We start from the raw sequence: 16,948 nt of genomic DNA, 5'->3' as shown, positions 1-16,948 counted from the left end.
ATAACAGGCGATAGAACGGGAGGTAAATGGATGTTTCCGGAGCGTACAGGCTATATTATATGGGTTAGTGATTTGAAAGCTGCAAGAAATTTAGATAAATACGGGAGTGTGCACTACTTATCCCGACGGATGCATTATGTTGTTATGTATGTGAATGCTGATCGTGCGGAAGACATCATGAAGAATGTTCGTAAGCTATCTTATGTTCGAAAGATCGAACGTTCTTATCGCAATGAGATCAAGACAGAGTATTCAAAAGATGTTCCAGATAAAACTCGTTATTACGGGTTATAATAGGATGTCGTGAATAGCAGCCCAACTCGGGCTGCTATTTTTGCGTGGAGATATGATCTGGTTTTACTGAAGGACGTAGGAACTATTAATGAATACGTTTCTTGTAGAACATTGTGGAATGTTGTAGTATAATAGGTAAATATACTTAGTTATTAAGTCCTATTAATGTTCGAGAGGTGCGGCATGAGAGAAAAGGTTAAAGAACGGTGGGGAACAACTGAGGTTTTCCCTGTACTTTTGGGTGACAAAAGGGTTACCGATATCGTAATAACCAACCATGCCAAGGTAAGGTATAACGATCGGATCAACCGAGACAGCACGGACTACGACAATATAGCGATTTGGGCATGGGATTGCCTGAAGCAAGGTCGTATTAAGCCTTATTATCGAAATGAAGAAGACGTTTATCTTGTTGACGATGATCTCGTAATGGTAGCCGAGTTTGCTGAAATTCCTGATGTAGTAGATCCTGCAGGAAGACCGATGCACCGAATGATTGTTGTTACTTTTCTTGGACGTATGTCTGAAACAATTGAGCTGCGAGATTTGAAATCTTACTACTCATGGCTTCGGCATTCCCGTCGTATGACTTTGATGAAGAATAGTCGTAAACAAAGGTAAAATATAAATAGATACATAATAAAACATAAAGCATGCGCTCCTTTGCTCATGCTTTTTTTGTGCACTCTTCCATGCTATTGTAGGGAGAGGGAAGGGAAGTGGATCATAATGGCACTAAATTATCACCAACTACATATCTTTTATACCGTTGCACAGCGGGGGAGTTTCTCAGTTGCAGCACAGGCGTTACATATGACCCAACCAGCAGTGACAATGCAGATTCAGTCGTTGGAGGATTACTTTGGCAGCAAACTGTTAGTGCGATCAACCAAAAAAATCGAATTAACGGAAGCAGGTGAAACATTACTCCCTTTTGCCCGTCAAAGCATGGAGCTGATTCGGGAGACAGAGCAAGCTATGTCTAGTTTCACTTTTATGTTAGAGGGTAGATTACAATTGGGTGCAAGTCTAACGATTGGGGAATATGTATTGCCTCGCTTGTTGGGTCCGTTTGGTCGCCAATATCCGCAAATTTCGATTATGTTAAAAGTCATGAACACGACTCAAATTGTCGAAGAGATTGTGAATCATCAATTGAATTTCGGACTAGTTGAAGCACCTGTGCATCATCCCGATCTGGTATTTGAAGCTGTCATGGAAGATGAGCTGAAGCTTATAGTACCAGCTGGACATCCATTGGCTGGGAGAAGACAGGTCGGAATCGAAGAAGTCATGTCGTATCCTTTTGTACTTCGAGAGAAGGGGTCAGGAACTCGACAAGTGATGGAAGAAGAATTAGAACGCAGAGGAATCGATCCAACCCGGATGAAGACAGTGATGGAACTAGGTAGCACGGGTGCGGTAAAATCGGCGGTTGAAGCGGGTTTTGGATTAACCTTGATTTCTCCCTCTTCGGTGAAACATGAGGTTGCTTTGGGTCTGGTGGAAATACTGGACATAAAGGATATATCGTTTAAAAGACAATTTTATTCTATTCATTTAAAATCTACCCTACTACCCGTGTCTGCAGTCACATTCCTGACGTTTCTGCGGGAACACAAACTGCTACCGTAATATATAAGGAGTTGAAGTAGATATGAGATCAATCGAGGGTAATGGAAAATGTGATTTGCATACCCATACAAGAGCTTCGGACGGAATGAATTCACCTACTGAGAACGTATTACTTGCTAAGGATAAAGGGTTATCTGGTATAGCGATCACAGATCACGATACAGTGGCTGGCGTCGCAGAGGCCTTGGAAGCTGGTCTTGAGGCTGGAATTCTTGTCGTACCCGGGATTGAAATTAGTACTAGTGCTGAAGGGAAGGATATTCATATTTTAGGATATGGACTGAATTTCACGGATCAGCTACTACTTGAAAGGTTGGATCAATTACGTACGACGCGGGAGTCGAGAAACGAGATGATTCTAGCCAAGTTGCGTGGACTAGGCATGTCCATTACGCTTCAAGAGGTGAAGGACGGGCTGGGTCGTCCCCTTTTGCCTGATGAGAGTATTGGTCGACCACATATCGCAGATGCCATGGTACGCAAAGGATATGCCGACAATCTGCGGGATGCATTTAATCGTTTTTTGGGAGAAGGTCAACTGGCTTATGCTTCAGTACCACGGATTGCTCCAGAGGAAGCGATGATGTGGATTCGTGATGCAGGTGGTGCACCTGTACTTGCCCATCCGGGACTGTATGGAGATGATAACTTGGTTCGTAAGATTATGGAGAATGGGAAGCCCTCGGGGATTGAAGTATACCATTCTGATCATGGTCCTAAGGAAGAGATGCGTTATCTTGAAATAGCAAGAGAGTATGGGCTGATCCCTACGGGGGGATCGGATTATCACGGTGTTCGACAAGGCGTCGTATTTCATGGTGATATAGGCAGTCGTTATGTACCGATAGAGACAGTTGCACAACTCAAAGAGACCACGAATTGACAAAAGACAAAGGCTCCTCTGCACGATTGGAAGTTTCAATCATGCAGGGGAGCCTTGATTTTTAAATAACATTATACTGGTTTTATTGTTGCCGAAATTCAATTATTTTCATTTGATAGAGTTAGGTAATTTCTTGATCATTTGCTCATCGGGCGTGGCGTACAGTGTTTTCTGATGATCGTAAATGACAAAACCAGGTTTGGCTCCACTTGGTTTCCGAACATGCCGAATCAAAGTACAATCTACCGGAACACTACTAGATTCTTTAGCCTGACTGAAATATGCTGCCAATTGGGCAGCTTCGTTTAAAGTCGCCTCACCGAAGGTTGCGCTACGGATAAGTACATGCGAACCCGGAATATCTTTAGTGTGTAGCCATGTATCATTCGAGTTACCAAGTTTATTCGTGACATATTCGTTCTGAAGGTTATTTTTACCGACATAGATTTCAATACCTTCCGAGGAAGTGAAGACATGTAGTGTCGGACGAGCATCCTTCTTTTTCTTCTTCTTGTTATTCTTTTTTCCACGTTCCCTTAAATATTCTTGCTGGACTAATTCCTCACGAATTTCTTCGATATCAGTTATCGAGGCATAGGTTAGCTGCTGGAGGAGTCCTTCTAAGTAGGTGATTTCCTCTCTTGTTTTACTCATTTGCTCGTCTATGGCCGCAAGGCTGTTCTTGAACTTGTTATATTTCTTGAAATAACGCTGTGCATTCTCAGAAGGGGTAAGCAGATGATCAAGTGGGATCGTTAAGGTGTTCTGTTCCTCATCATAATAATTGACAAGTTTCACCTCACGGTCACCTTTACTGATCAGATGCAGAGAAGATAATAGTAACTCGCCCGAAATGCGGTAGCGCTCAGCGTCATCCGCTTCAGCTAGATCCTTTTCCAGATTAGTTAACTTTTTGATGTTCTTATTACGTTCGTTCTGCAGAAAGCGTAAGAGGTCGCCTGTTCTTTGCTTGACAGTGTCGCGCAACGCTTTATCTCCGTAATAGGCTTCCATACATTGACTGATGGAGTCGAAGGTTCGAATCTCCCCTTGCACAAGACGCAGAGGTATTGCTGAGAATACACTTTTTCCTTTGGAATTGTTCCCGATAAGCGGGGAATAGCGTTGCTCACGGATCTCACTCATTAATTCGTTGAAGGAAGTCCATAACGTCTCATTGTTCAGGTCTGTTAAGTTACCTGTTGCATCGTTTCCCGCAAGCGAACTTTCCCCATATGCTCGGAAATAGATCTCTTCGGCGATTAAAGGACTAAGCCCGCTGTAGGCGTTCACTATCCACGCTTTACCCACGTTCTCTTCCTTGCTGCCAGCTTCCGTAAGTGCGGCTAGAAATTCTTCCTTACTGGATTCCAGAGGATTCAACTTGTGCTGCTGTGGAGGCTCACTGTATGCGAACCCAGGCATAACGATCCGAAAAGTGCTAATGGCGGGAGTCACATGATGTATGCCGTCAAGCTGGATTCCCGTATTTGGATCAACCAGAATAATGTTACTGTGACGTCCCATTAATTCAATAATGATCCGCTTCTGTGACATATCACCGAGTTCATCACGTTGCCGAACATCGATATGAATGATCCGCTCCATCCCGATTTGCGAGATAGACTCAATAACACTGCCTTCACAGTGTTTGCGTAGAAGCATACAGAACATAGGGGCTTCCTGCGGATTAGGGAATGATTCTTCAGTGAAGTGTACCCGTGGGTAAGTAGGATTCGCTGAAAGTATGAGACGTCGATTCTCGCTCTGGGAGCGCAGGTTAATGATGATGTCGCTTGTTGAAGGTTGATGTATTTTATTGATGCGTCCGCCCACACAAACTTGTAGTTCGTGGACGATGGAACGCGTAACAATGCCATCTAATGCCATATCGTATATTCTCCTATCTATAAATTACCTAGTACTTAGTAGCACTATCCTTATGATGCCATACTTTAGGCAAAAACTTAAGAGCCTCGCTGTGATAATTTGGGACTGGCTTGAATACATTTACCCTAGGTGGAAAAGCCTTCACGCTATAAACGCAATAAATACGGAAGGGGAATACGGAGAATGGAACAAAAAAACTGGCACCAGCTAAGCGGAGATGAACTTCTGGAATCGTTCGGCGTCACGCGTGAGCAGGGCCTGACCGAGGAAGAAACGGAGCGAAGACGTCAAGAAAGTGGATGGAACGAACTGTTGGAGGGGGCACGGATATCACCGTTCATATTATTTTTGAACCAATTCAAAGATTTTATGATGCTAGTGCTCATGGGCGCCACTTTGATCTCTGGACTTCTCGGCGAGTATTTGGACGCCGTTACCATTATAGCCATCGTCATTCTTAATGGGGTTCTAGGATTTGTGCAGGAATTCCGGGCGGAACGTTCGCTAAGAGCACTCAAGCAACTATCGGCGCCTCACGCTAATGTATTGAGACAGGGAAAGATTCAGCATGTGACTGCTAGGGAACTCGTACCGGGTGATATCGTAATAATGGAGAGCGGCGACCGTATTCCGGCAGATATCCGTTGGCTTGTAACGAACAGTTTAGATGTGGAAGAGTCCGCTCTTACCGGGGAATCACATCCAGTTGGGAAACACACAAAAGCGCTCTATGAGCTGGAAGTCCCCCTCGGAGATCAGAAAAACATGGGTTTTATGGGTACCATGATCACGCGTGGCTCTGGTAAAGGGATTGTTGTTAGAAGTGGTATGGACACAGAAATGGGTAAAATTGCTGACTTGCTCCAAAATACCGAGACACAAGATACACCATTACAGCGGCGGCTTGCACAGCTCGGGAAAATATTGATTTACTTGTCACTAGCACTAACCGTGCTTGTTGTTCTCGTAGGTATTATTAATGGTCAACCGGCGGGCAGCATGTTTCTTGCGGGGGTCAGCCTTGCGGTTGCCGCAATTCCGGAAGGACTTCCTGCTATCGTTACGATAGCATTAGCTCTGGGTGTGCAACGGATGATCAAGCGTAAGGCGATTGTTCGTAAGCTACCTTCAGTTGAGACGCTTGGTTGTGCTTCTGTAATTTGTAGCGACAAAACTGGGACACTTACTCAGAATAAAATGACGGTTACGAAGTTGTGGCTCGAGGGGCGTTCTCTTGAAGTTACGGGGGAAGGCTACGAACCTGTGGGGAATATTCTCGATCAAGGGCTACCAGTTGATCTGAAAAGAGATCAAACTTTACGTCGCTTGCTCCAAATCAGCTCATTGTGTGGTAATGCGGTAATTTTTGAAGAGGATATTGGAGAAGAAGGGCGTCCACGTCGTAAAGGAAAGGAAGACGCAGCTGAATCCCAGTGGAGGTTGAAAGGGGATCCGACAGAGGGAGCGCTCGTTGTCCTATCTTCAAAGATGGGACTATCTCCTACATCACTTGGAAGTATGTACACGCGAGAGGTAGAGTTCCCATTCGATTCCAAGCGCAAGCGGATGTCAGTTGTTGTCTCCCATCAAGGCGGAAAAATTGTATTGGTTAAAGGTGCACCAGATATGCTTCTGGAACAGTGCTCCTACATTTTATGGGGAGGGAAAGTTGTTCCCCTTACGGGTACGTTCCGACAAAAGGTCTTAGCTTCAAACGAGGAGATGGCGAGAGGTGCTCTGCGTGTTCTCGGAATGGCTTATCGTGAACTGCGTCCCCAAGATAGTATGGATAATGAAGATGTGGTCGAATCTCAATTGATCTTCGTTGGATTGACGGGAATGATTGATCCACCTCGACGTGAAGCCAGAGAAGCGATCTCTGTGTGTCGTCGAGCAGGTATCAAGACGGTGATGATCACTGGGGATCATGGACTAACGGCTGAAGCTATTGCAAACGAATTAGGCATCATGCCACGAGGTGGACACTCCATGTCAGGGCAACAATTGGCGGTGCTATCTGATGAGGAGTTGGACCGTCAGGTTGAAGGGATCTACTTATATTCTCGTGTCTCACCAGAACATAAGCTGCGGATCGTCAAGGCTTTACAGAATAGAGGACATGTCGTTGCCATGACAGGTGACGGAGTAAATGATGCGCCAGCGATTAAAGCGGCGGATATAGGGATTTCAATGGGGATTACGGGAACGGATGTAGCTAAGGAAGCCTCATCACTCATCCTGAGCGATGATAATTTCTCATCTGTTGTAGCCGCGATTGAAGAGGGCCGGAATATCTACGAGAATATTCGTAAATTTATTAGATACCTACTTGCTTCAAATGTAGGTGAAATATTAACGATGCTCTTTGCCATGTTAGCCGGACTGCCTCTGCCATTGCTTCCGATCCAAATCTTATGGGTAAACCTTGTTACTGATGGACTCCCAGCTATGGCACTAGGGGTAGACCAACCGGAGAAAGATCTAATGGAACACAAGCCGCGCGGAGCGAACGAGAATATCTTTGCCAGACGTATGGGCTGGAAAATATTAAGTCGCGGTTTTTTGATTGGAATCTGTACTCTAGGTGCTTTCTGGCTCACCTATCGAATTGCTCCTAATGATGCGGGCCAATTAATAAAGGCACAGTCGGTTGCTTTTGCAACCCTAGTCATGGCGCAGTTGATTCATGTATTTGATTGCCGTAGCTCTCGTTCTATCTTTCATCGTAATATTTTCCAAAATCGCTACTTGGTTGTCGCAGTCTTATCATCGGTTCTATTGCTTCTTGGCGTAATGTACATTGAACCACTACAACCGATCTTCAAGACCGTACCACTCGGGACTCGTGAATGGGCGATTACCTTGGTAGCTGCAGGCATTCCGACATTCTTACTTGGCGCAGGAAGCGTCTGGTCGGGCAATCGTCGTCGCAAATATAACGGTCCTCGTCCCATGGTCCCAGCGAAAAGTACAAATTTTCGTGCATAAAATCAATACCCTTTCGAGGCGCTAAAATATAGACTTACCTCATGGAGCTAAGCTTTGTTTAAAGTGTTTGGTGAAAAGCTAGCGGAGATTATTTCATCAAACTTTAAATAAGCAAAGCTTAGCGTATGCTTTCGAAGTAGCTTTGCTTCGCAAAGCTTGAAGGAGTGGGGTAAATGGAATTCACGAAAATGCATGGATTAGGTAATGATTTTCTTGTGATATATGGTGAATTAGAGCTGCCGGAGAATGTCTCGGAGCTGGCGATTAAATATTGTAACCGATTTTTCGGTGTTGGTGCCGATGGTTTGGTATTTATACTGCCTTCGGATGAAGCTGATTTCAGAATGCGGATTATCAACTCAGACGGAACGGAAGCGGAGCAGTGTGGTAACGCCATTCGTTGCGTTTCCAAATTTGTGTACGACAACGGCTACATTAACAAACAGCAGATTACGATTGAGACAATTGGTGCAGGAGTTCAACAGGTAAGTTTGCAGGTGGAACAAGGCACCGTAAAAACTGCACGGGTTGATATGGGAGAGCCAGTGCTAGATGGGCTAGCTATTCCGACTACCTTAGAAGGTAATCCCGTGATAAATCATCACATTGATGCTGGGGGAGCGGAGTTTTCGTTTACCGCTGTTTCGATGGGAAATCCACATTGTGTCATATATGTAGATGATGCGCCCGAATTTGATCTGGGAACATGGGGACCACAAATTGAAGTACATTCGTACTTCCCTCGTAAAGTTAATGTTGAATTCGCAACCGTTACTTCCCGGGATAGGGTAGAAATGCGTGTATGGGAACGTGGAGCTGGTCCAACATTAGCATGTGGAACGGGGGCTTGCGCTACTTTGGTCTCCTCCGTGCTAAATGGTCTTACGGATCGTGCAGCATGGATTGGACTGAAGGGCGGGGATTTGTTTATCGAATGGGATGAACATGACAACCACGTCTACATGACCGGTCCCGCAGAAGTGGTATACCAGGGTAACGTGTGAAGAGAATCTCTGATCCATGTTTAAAAACAGTAGGCCTAGGATTATCCTAGGCCTACTGTTTTACTCTTTTTTTCACTTACCTATAACAAAGATTCAATAGAATCCAAGAACAATTCTTATCATTCCGAGGGATTTATGATACATTAGAATGAAATTATCAACACAATGATAAAGTAATCATTTCTTTTGTTGGATTTGATCTACTCTATGGGGGTACTAGAATGAAGCTGGATCTACGTAAAGCATGGGACAATAATGTTCTAGTCGGCGATGGAGCTATGGGCACCTATTTATATCAACTGGGGTTTCCTGTCGGCATTTCATTTGAAGAATTTAATTTGGTGCGCCCGGAAGTAATCGGTGACGTACACCGCCATTATATAGAGGCTGGCGCTCAACTTATTGAGACGAATACCTTTTCTGCAAACTTTAACAAGCTCTCTAAGTTTGGTCTGGAATCAAAGGTTGAGGAAATAAACCGTGCTGCCGTACGAATCGCGAGAAAAGCTGCAGGAAGCAATGCTTATGTGGCAGGTGCAGTGGGTTCTATACGCGGGGGAAAACGTGCGGATGTATCTGTGCAGGAGCTCAGTAGATACTTTGAAGAGCAGATTTCGGCCCTGTTGACTGAAGGAGTAGACGCGCTTTTATTTGAGACCTTCTATGATCTTGAAGAAATGAGAATAGCACTCCAAAAAGCACGAAAGTTAACGGATATTCCGGCGATTTGTCAATTTGCTGTAGATCAAGTAGGTCGGACATTGGATGGATACAGTATAACGGAAGCTTTCGGAACACTTCGTCAGGAAGGAGCAGACGTCTTCGGTTTTAACTGTCATTCCGGTCCGAAGGGTATTATGAACGTGATGAATATGTTGGATGGCCCACTAAATATTCCACTCTCGGTATTTCCGAATGCAGGTCTAGCTGATTATGTGGATGGCGAGTATATATATGGAGCGACACCAAAATATTTTGGCGATTGTGCCCTTTCATTTGCAGATTTAGGGGCACGTCTTATTGGGGGTTGCTGTGGAACGACGCCAGAACATATAGCAGCCATTTCACAGGCACTACAGAAATACGTTCCTCGTCCTCTATCTGAAGGAAGAGAGTTACCATTGACTCAAGCATCTATTGTGATTGCTGAACGGGAGCAAATATCCAATAATGAAGCTTCTATTGATCAAAGTACAGATGTTCCAAGTATTGTTGAGATGGTAAAAGATCGGCATACTGTTATTGTAGAGCTTGATCCACCCCGGGATCTGGATATCGCTAAGTTCATGAAGGGCGCTGCTGCCCTCAAAGAAGCAGGAATTGATGCATTAACACTAGCAGACAATTCACTAGCAGTTACAAGAATGAGCAACATGGCGCTAGGGCATCTTGTTCAATCCCAGCTTGGCATTCGTCCACTTATTCATATTGCTTGTCGCGATCGTAATTTAATTGGCACGCAGTCACATATGATGGGATTTGATGCGTTAGGCATTGATCACGTTCTTGCAGTAACGGGAGATCCGGCTCGGTTTGGGGATTTACCAGGGGCTAGTTCTGTATACGACTTGACTTCATTTGAAATTATTCGGATGATCAAACAGTTGAATGAAGGTGTAGGATTCTCTGGCAAACCACTCAAACAAAAGGCAAAATTTGTGGTGGGTGCTGCTTTTAACCCTAATGTGAAGTATTTACACAAAGCGGTGGAACGACTAGAAAAGAAGATTGCTTCGGGTGCGGATTATATTATGACACAACCTGTGTATGATCCAGAATTAATTGTTGCGGTCAAAGAAGCAACCGCTCATCTCGATATTCCGATCTTTATCGGGATCATGCCGCTCGCTAGTGGTAAGAACGCGGAGTATCTTCATAATGAGGTGCCTGGTATTCAACTTCCAGAGGTTATCCGTAATCGGATAGCGGGTTTACAGGGTGCTGAAGGGCGTCAAATGGGTGTGGAAATCGCCAAAGAATTGCTTGATACGGCAATGGAGCATTTCAATGGGATCTATCTGATGACACCGTTTATGTTCTATGAAATGAATGTCGCTTTAATGAATTATATTACTGAGAAGTCAAAACGCAGCGTGTCCCACTTGTCTCACTCATAATTATCAATTACAATAGTATAACGGATGTGATGTATTTGACTCACAGTATGACTGGATACGGTAGTTCCGCCAAACATTACGGCGGTTTCGTCATTCAAATAGAAATAAAATCCGTCAACCACCGGTACGCCGAAGTTGTTCTTCGGATGCCTCGGGAATGGACCTGTTACGAAGACGGACTAAGGCGCCTGGTTCAGCGTCATGTTAAACGTGGACGGATTGATGTATATATCAGCAGAGAGCGAGATAGTGAGAACTCCTCACCATACGTGCTGAACTCTTCCGTAGTGGAAGCTTACTTACACGCTGCTGAAGAGCTTGGGGCAAAATATGGTGCCAATACTCAATTGAGTGCTAAGGATTTACTTGCTTTACCGGACGTTCTGTCTGTTCCCGATCCTTCATCGGATAGTAGTGATACTGGCGAGGAATGGGAGAATGTGTTGAGTGAAGGGGTAGACGAGGCACTTGCTGGATTGCTGCGAATGCGGGAGCAGGAAGGTCTACACTTGATTGCTGATTTGGAGAACCGCTTATCTAATCTTGAAGGAATTCATGCTGAACTGCTGGAATTGGCCCCAGAGGTTGTGAAAGATTATCGCAACCGCCTAAAAGGCCGTCTTGCGGAACTGTTAGAGGGGACTACCCTCGACGAGCAGAGATTCGCGATGGAAGTGGCGCTTTTTGCGGATCGTTCCAATATTGATGAAGAGCTTATTCGATTAAAGAGTCACTTTGAGCAGTGCCGCGGACTTCTTCAGTCCCGTGAGCCAGTTGGACGTAAATTAGATTTTTTGATACAAGAAATGAATCGGGAAACCAATACGATTGGATCTAAAGCCAATCATTTGGCTCTAGTCAACCGTGTCGTCGAAATGAAAGCGGAACTGGAGAAAATTCGTGAGCAGGCGGCGAATATTGAATAACGTTCATTTCTATGTTTTGACGCTGGTGAGTCAAGTAAATTAGGGGGAACAACCTGAACATGGCAATTAAACTTATTAACATTGGATTCGGAAATATCGTATCGGCCAACCGCATCATTTCTATTGTAAGTCCGGAATCGGCTCCGATTAAACGGATCATACAGGAAGCTAGAGACAGGCACATGCTGATCGATGCTACTTACGGTCGCCGTACGCGTGCTGTAATTATTACAGACAGTGATCACGTCATTCTTTCGGCTGTACAGCCGGAGACTGTCGCTCATCGTCTGTCCACCAAAGATGACGACAACGACGAATAAGATGGAGAGAGCTATGGCAAAAGGATTATTAATTGTACTATCGGGACCTTCGGGTGTCGGCAAAGGGACGGTATGTAATGAACTGCGAACCCGGATGCCGGACCTCGTATATTCCGTATCTGCAACATCGCGTCAACCCCGGTTGGGAGAAGAACATGGGGTGAATTATTTCTTTAAGAGTCGCGAACAGTTTCTTGAAATGATTGAGAACGATCAGCTCTTGGAATATGCGGAGTATGTCGGGAATTATTACGGCACGCCTCGTGATTTCGTGGAGCAGACGCTCGAAGAGGGCAAGGATATCATTCTAGAAATTGAAGTTCAGGGCGCACTTAAAGTCAAAGAGAAGTTCAAAGAAGGAATATTCGTATTTCTTCTACCACCTTCACTGGATGAGTTGAAAGGCCGCATTCAAGGACGTGGAACAGAGAGTCAAGCGACGATCGATAATCGGATGTCGGTTGCAGCCCAAGAGATTGGGTTGATAGAGAATTATGATTACGCCGTTGTGAATGATGAAATTGATCTTGCCTGCAAAAGAATAGAATCCATCATCATCGCCGAACATTGTAAGGTAAGAAAATAATTGTTGGTGAATGAGCCCAATAAGAAGAGGTGTAATGAATGCTATATCCATCCATTGATAAGATGCTAGATAAAGTTGGTAGTAAATATTCGTTAGTTGTGGCGGCTTCCCGTAGAGCAAGACAGCTTAGAGAAGGCGAGAAGAGCGAACTGAAACAAGGTAAATCCTATAAGCAAGTTGGGATTGCACTAGAAGAAATTTATGGCGACCATGTTAAGATCAAGAGAGATGCACACGGACAGCCACTTATAGACGAAGAGGAATAAATCAGCGGCCTCCGGGCTGCTTCAAGACAACCGTGAGGTTGTTATTTTTTTCTGGTTATATCCATTTGGAAGAAAAGCGAGGGGATACCGATGTTAACTGGCAAGAAAATTTTGCTTGGCATCACCGGAGGGATTGCCGCCTTTAAGGCTGCGTCCTTATGTAGCAAACTAGTGCAACAGGGGGCTGAAGTCAGGGTAATTATGACTAAATCCGCGACTAAGTTTGTTACAGAGCTAACGCTGCAGGCGCTATCCAAGAACCCTGTATATACGGACATCTTCGATGAGAAGAATCCCGCTGCTATCGCTCATATTGATTTAGCTGATTGGGCCGATCTTGTTCTGGTAGCCCCAGCCACGGCTAATATCATTGGGAAAATGACAGCGGGTATAGCCGATGATATGTTGTCGACAACTTTGCTTGCTACTCAATCACCAATTATGCTATCTCCAGCTATGAATGTACATATGTATGTACACCCGGCAGTAACCCGGAATCTGGCAGAATTAGTATCGCGCGGTGTGATGATGATCGAGCCGGGGGAAGGGTTGCTGGCGTGTGGTTATACGGGAAAAGGAAGGATGGAGGAGCCTGAGACCATCGTGTCGGTTGTTACGGCTTACTTTAATCGTCTAGAGAAAGTGTCCCATAAACCTCTTGCAGGTAAAAAGGTAGTTGTTACTGCTGGGGGGACAATAGAGCGCATCGATCCTGTTCGATTCATTACCAACGATTCCTCAGGCAAGATGGGTTTTGCTGTTGCTCGTGCAGCGCAACAACTTGGAGCAGATGTAGTTATTATTGCTGGCAATACGCAAGCTTCACCACCTCCAGGTATTGCGATTACACATGTGGAATCAGCAATTGATATGTTCGAAGCGGTAAGTGCTTTATGGGAAGATACCGATATATTGGTCAAAGCTGCTGCTGTGGCTGATTATCGTCCGAAGGAACGCGCTGCACAGAAGATGAAGAAGTCCGGTGATACCATGACATTGGAACTTGTTAAAAATATCGATATCCTTGAAACTTTAGGCCATAAGAAGTCATCTCAGTTTCTAATCGGCTTTGCTGCTGAGACGGATAATCTTGAGAAATACGCGATGGATAAGCTTCGTCGTAAAAATTGCGATCTGCTGATTGGTAATGATGTAACTGCTATGGGCGCTGGGTTTGGTTCCGATACGAATGTGGTTCACATCTATGATACAAACGGCCTTGCCTTATCTCTGCCTGTCCTGTCCAAGGAGGAAGTGGGCCTGAGAATTTTGGAATGTGCAGTTGATCGAATCGCAGGAAGTTCTGAATGATGTACAGAATGGCTAAAGTTATAGTTGATGTGCCGAGCCGGGAAACCGACCGGCCTTTTGACTATTTGATCCCGGAATCGATGTCAGAATGGATCGAAGTTGGAAGCCGGGTAGGTGTTCCTTTCGGACGTAGGACTGTTCAAGGGTTCGTGGTGTCCCTACATGAAGAGCCAGAAATGGACAAGTCTAGGATGAAGCCGATTCAGGAATTGCTAGATTTGCTTCCACCGCTTCCGCATGACCTAGTAGAACTTGCGGCATGGATGAGTAAAAAGTATGCGTGCAGCATGATTTCTACGCTACAGTTGATGATACCGGCTGCACTTAAAGGAAAAGCGGAAAGATATATTCATTTGAATGAAGACAATGAAGTATCAGGGGAGCTTGATGAGGGCGCCTTGTTTGCTTTGCCATCAGTGCTGAGTAGAGAAGAAGAAGAAATTATCTCTTACTTGAGGTCCTCTGGACCGGTGACGATGTCTCATCTGAGCTTGCGTTATCCCGCACATTCTAAGCTGATCAAGGGACTTCTAGGTAACGGTATTTTGTCCGAGAGTCAAAGTATTAAGGATAAAATTCGTAAAAAGACGATAAAAACTGTCGCAGCCACTGTTAGTGGAGAGGAAGCGGAGATCGCTCTAGCCTCTTTTGGGGCTCAGGCTCGTCGTCAAAAGGAAGTTCTGAATTTTCTGTTAGAAGTAGGCGTTACGCTATCGCTTCAAGAAGTACTCTCTACACTTCAAGTCACTGCGGGTACGGTGAAGAAGCTAGTTGAGAAAGGTTATGCCGTTATAGAGGATGTGGAAGTATTCCGTGATCCTTATCAAGATCGGCATTTCAAAGGAACCGTGCCGCTAGAGCGGACTCCTGAACAAGATTATGTGTATAATGCACTCATCAATACGTTGAACAAGCGGACTAACGATGTGTTTTTACTGCATGGGATAACAGGGAGTGGGAAGACGGAAGTATATCTGCAGACGATCGAACGCTGCATTTCTATGGGACGCCAGGCCATCGTTCTAGTCCCTGAGATTTCACTTACACCGCAAATGGTGGAGCGTTTTAAAGGTCGTTTTGGTGCTAAAGTTGCAGTCATGCACAGTCGTCTCTCAACCGGTGAACGTTATGATGAATGGCGCAAGATCCGCGAAGGACGTGTAGAGGTGGCGATTGGTGCCAGATCTGCAGTGTTTGCTCCATTTAAGGATTTAGGCTTGATTGTTATGGACGAAGAGCATGAGACATCCTATAAGCAGGAAGAAACACCTAAATATCATACACGAGATGTAGCAGTACGACGTGCGCAGCAGCATGGAGCTGCTGTTATTCTTGGATCGGCTACACCATCGCTTGAGAGCTATTATGCCGCCCGTTCAAAGTCGGATGATAATTTCGCGCCTATTTTATTAGAAATGAATCAACGGGCATCCGGTAGTTCGCTGCCTGGGGTTCATATTGTGGATATGCGGGAAGAACTGAAGGAAGGCAACCGCTCCATGTTTAGCAGAGCTTTACATAGTGGTATTGCTTCACGCCTAGAACGCGGTGAACAAACGGTGCTTTTGCTTAACCGCCGTGGTCACTCTACGTTTGTTATGTGCCGGAGTTGCGGGTATGTGGCAGGGTGTTCTGAATGTGATATTTCATTGACTTATCATCAGAAGTCCAATAATTTACGCTGTCACTATTGTGGTTATTCGGCTCCAGCTCCTTCTATTTGCCCCGAATGTGGTAGCGAACATATCCGTTATTTTGGGACAGGAACTCAGCGAGTCGAAGGAGAACTAAGTAAGCTATTTCCAGGTATTCGTGTGATTCGTATGGACGTTGATACAACAAGCGAGAAGGGTTCCCACGAGAAATTGCTACAAGCTTTCCGTGAGAAAAAAGGGGATGTCTTGCTTGGCACGCAAATGGTTGCCAAAGGTTTGGATTTTCCTGATGTGACGCTGGTTGGTGTTATCGCCGCGGATACAGCGCTGAATTTCCCTGATTTCCGTTCAGCGGAGAAAACCTTTCAACTCCTCACTCAGGTCGCGGGCCGTGCAGGCCGCCATCAGCTTCCTGGTGAAGTAGTTATACAATCTTACGTACCAGATCACTATTCAATTGTTCATGCGAGTGGCCACGATTATAATTCTTTTGTGCGAGAAGAGCTTAACCATCGGAAGGCGTTACATTATCCGCCATACAGCCGTTTGATTCTAGTGACAATGTCGCATGAGAAGCTGCCTCTACTCCTACGGATGGCAGAAAATTTCGTTGTTGAACTAAAGGGGAAGGCCCAAAAGCATGGCTGGTATGGTAGTCTGGATAGATTTATGCCGGAGGCGCTGGACATTCTTGGTCCAGTGGCATCTCCAATGCCACGGATCAAGAACCGTTACCGATTCCAATGTATGGTGAAATATCGCGGGAATATAGATGCGGTTAGTCTCGTTAGGGAGACAGCGTCTGCCACTGTGGATAATTTACGAGATGCTTCGTTGCAAATCAGTATTGATGTGGATCCGCAGATGTTGATGTAGGGGGATCCCATCCCATCCCACCCAAACCCTCCCTTATCGTAAGGGAGGGCCCCAAGGGCTCCGCCCTCTGGACTCCCGCTTAAGGAACGTGGGAGTGTAAGAGGCGCTCCTGCATCGCTGTCCCCTTTGGGGGATGCGCTTTTGGTTGGTGTGTGGCACGCTTTTCCCCTTCGGGTACGTCTTACTTTGGGCGCACC

General features: G+C 45.3%; 14 protein-coding genes. 13 read left to right on the top strand and 1 reads right to left on the bottom strand.

Annotation, left to right across the window (positions count from 1 at the left end; genetic code table 11):
- Window positions 1–30 precede the first annotated feature (30 nt).
- From EJP82_RS05575 to EJP82_RS05560, 4 genes are all read left to right on the top strand, one after another.
- Window positions 31–294 carry a YlbG family protein gene (locus EJP82_RS05575; protein ID WP_127191046.1) on the top strand — a complete coding sequence of 88 codons (264 nt, stop codon included), beginning with the start codon at window positions 31–33 and terminating at the stop codon, window positions 292–294.
- 183 nt (window positions 295–477) lie between these two features.
- Window positions 478–915 carry a P-loop NTPase family protein gene (locus EJP82_RS05570; RefSeq protein WP_127191045.1) on the top strand — a complete coding sequence of 146 codons (438 nt, stop codon included), beginning with the start codon at window positions 478–480 and terminating at the stop codon, window positions 913–915.
- Window positions 916–1,023: 108 nt separating this feature from the next.
- Entirely contained in the window at window positions 1,024–1,929 is a 906-nt protein-coding gene (locus EJP82_RS05565) for a selenium metabolism-associated LysR family transcriptional regulator (RefSeq protein WP_127191044.1), read from the top strand.
- A 22-nt stretch (window positions 1,930–1,951) separates the two neighbouring features.
- Window positions 1,952–2,812 carry a PHP domain-containing protein gene (locus tag EJP82_RS05560; protein ID WP_127191043.1) on the top strand — a complete coding sequence of 287 codons (861 nt, stop codon included), beginning with the start codon at window positions 1,952–1,954 and terminating at the stop codon, window positions 2,810–2,812.
- Between the two features lie 108 nt (window positions 2,813–2,920).
- Here the strand turns inward: EJP82_RS05560 and EJP82_RS05555 are convergent, their stop codons facing one another.
- Entirely contained in the window at window positions 2,921–4,702 is a 1,782-nt protein-coding gene (locus EJP82_RS05555; protein WP_127191042.1) for an Rqc2 family fibronectin-binding protein, read from the bottom strand.
- A gap of 183 nt (window positions 4,703–4,885) precedes the next feature.
- Here EJP82_RS05555 and EJP82_RS05550 point away from each other — a divergent pair, with 183 nt between their 5' ends.
- The 9 genes from EJP82_RS05550 to priA all read left to right on the top strand — a co-directional run bounded on the left by EJP82_RS05550 (window position 4,886) and on the right by priA (window position 16,751).
- The gene (locus EJP82_RS05550) at window positions 4,886–7,690 is read left to right on the top strand and encodes a calcium-translocating P-type ATPase, SERCA-type (protein ID WP_127191041.1); all 2,805 of its coding nucleotides are present in this window, start codon (window positions 4,886–4,888) and stop codon (window positions 7,688–7,690) included.
- Between the two features lie 173 nt (window positions 7,691–7,863).
- Window positions 7,864–8,694 (top strand): diaminopimelate epimerase, encoded by an 831-nt coding sequence (dapF, locus tag EJP82_RS05545; protein WP_127191040.1) that lies wholly within the window; start codon window positions 7,864–7,866, stop codon window positions 8,692–8,694.
- Between the two features lie 221 nt (window positions 8,695–8,915).
- Window positions 8,916–10,811: a bifunctional homocysteine S-methyltransferase/methylenetetrahydrofolate reductase gene (locus EJP82_RS05540; RefSeq protein ID WP_127191039.1), complete on the top strand. Its 1,896-nt coding sequence runs from the start codon at window positions 8,916–8,918 to the stop codon at window positions 10,809–10,811.
- Window positions 10,812–10,846: 35 nt separating this feature from the next.
- The gene (locus EJP82_RS05535; protein ID WP_127191038.1) at window positions 10,847–11,737 is read left to right on the top strand and encodes a YicC/YloC family endoribonuclease; all 891 of its coding nucleotides are present in this window, start codon (window positions 10,847–10,849) and stop codon (window positions 11,735–11,737) included.
- A 59-nt stretch (window positions 11,738–11,796) separates the two neighbouring features.
- The gene (remA, locus tag EJP82_RS05530; RefSeq protein WP_005548256.1) at window positions 11,797–12,057 is read left to right on the top strand and encodes an extracellular matrix/biofilm regulator RemA; all 261 of its coding nucleotides are present in this window, start codon (window positions 11,797–11,799) and stop codon (window positions 12,055–12,057) included.
- A 13-nt stretch (window positions 12,058–12,070) separates the two neighbouring features.
- On the top strand, window positions 12,071–12,643 hold the full coding sequence (gmk, locus tag EJP82_RS05525; RefSeq protein ID WP_127191037.1) for a guanylate kinase: 573 nt from the start codon (window positions 12,071–12,073) through the stop codon (window positions 12,641–12,643).
- Window positions 12,644–12,681: 38 nt separating this feature from the next.
- On the top strand, window positions 12,682–12,909 hold the full coding sequence (gene rpoZ, locus EJP82_RS05520; protein WP_127191036.1) for a DNA-directed RNA polymerase subunit omega: 228 nt from the start codon (window positions 12,682–12,684) through the stop codon (window positions 12,907–12,909).
- Window positions 12,910–12,999: 90 nt separating this feature from the next.
- Entirely contained in the window at window positions 13,000–14,220 is a 1,221-nt protein-coding gene (gene coaBC / locus EJP82_RS05515; RefSeq protein ID WP_127191035.1) for a bifunctional phosphopantothenoylcysteine decarboxylase/phosphopantothenate--cysteine ligase CoaBC, read from the top strand.
- Entirely contained in the window at window positions 14,217–16,751 is a 2,535-nt protein-coding gene (priA, locus tag EJP82_RS05510; protein ID WP_127191034.1) for a primosomal protein N', read from the top strand. The genes coaBC and priA overlap by 4 nt, the downstream gene beginning before the upstream one ends.
- Window positions 16,752–16,948 lie beyond the last annotated feature (197 nt).

The sequence above is a fragment of the Paenibacillus anaericanus genome (genome assembly GCF_003994475.1).
Lineage (GTDB): Bacteria > Bacillota > Bacilli > Paenibacillales > Paenibacillaceae > Fontibacillus > Fontibacillus anaericanus.
Note: the sequence above shows the minus strand (reverse complement) of the source record. Positions and strands in the feature narration are given on the sequence as shown.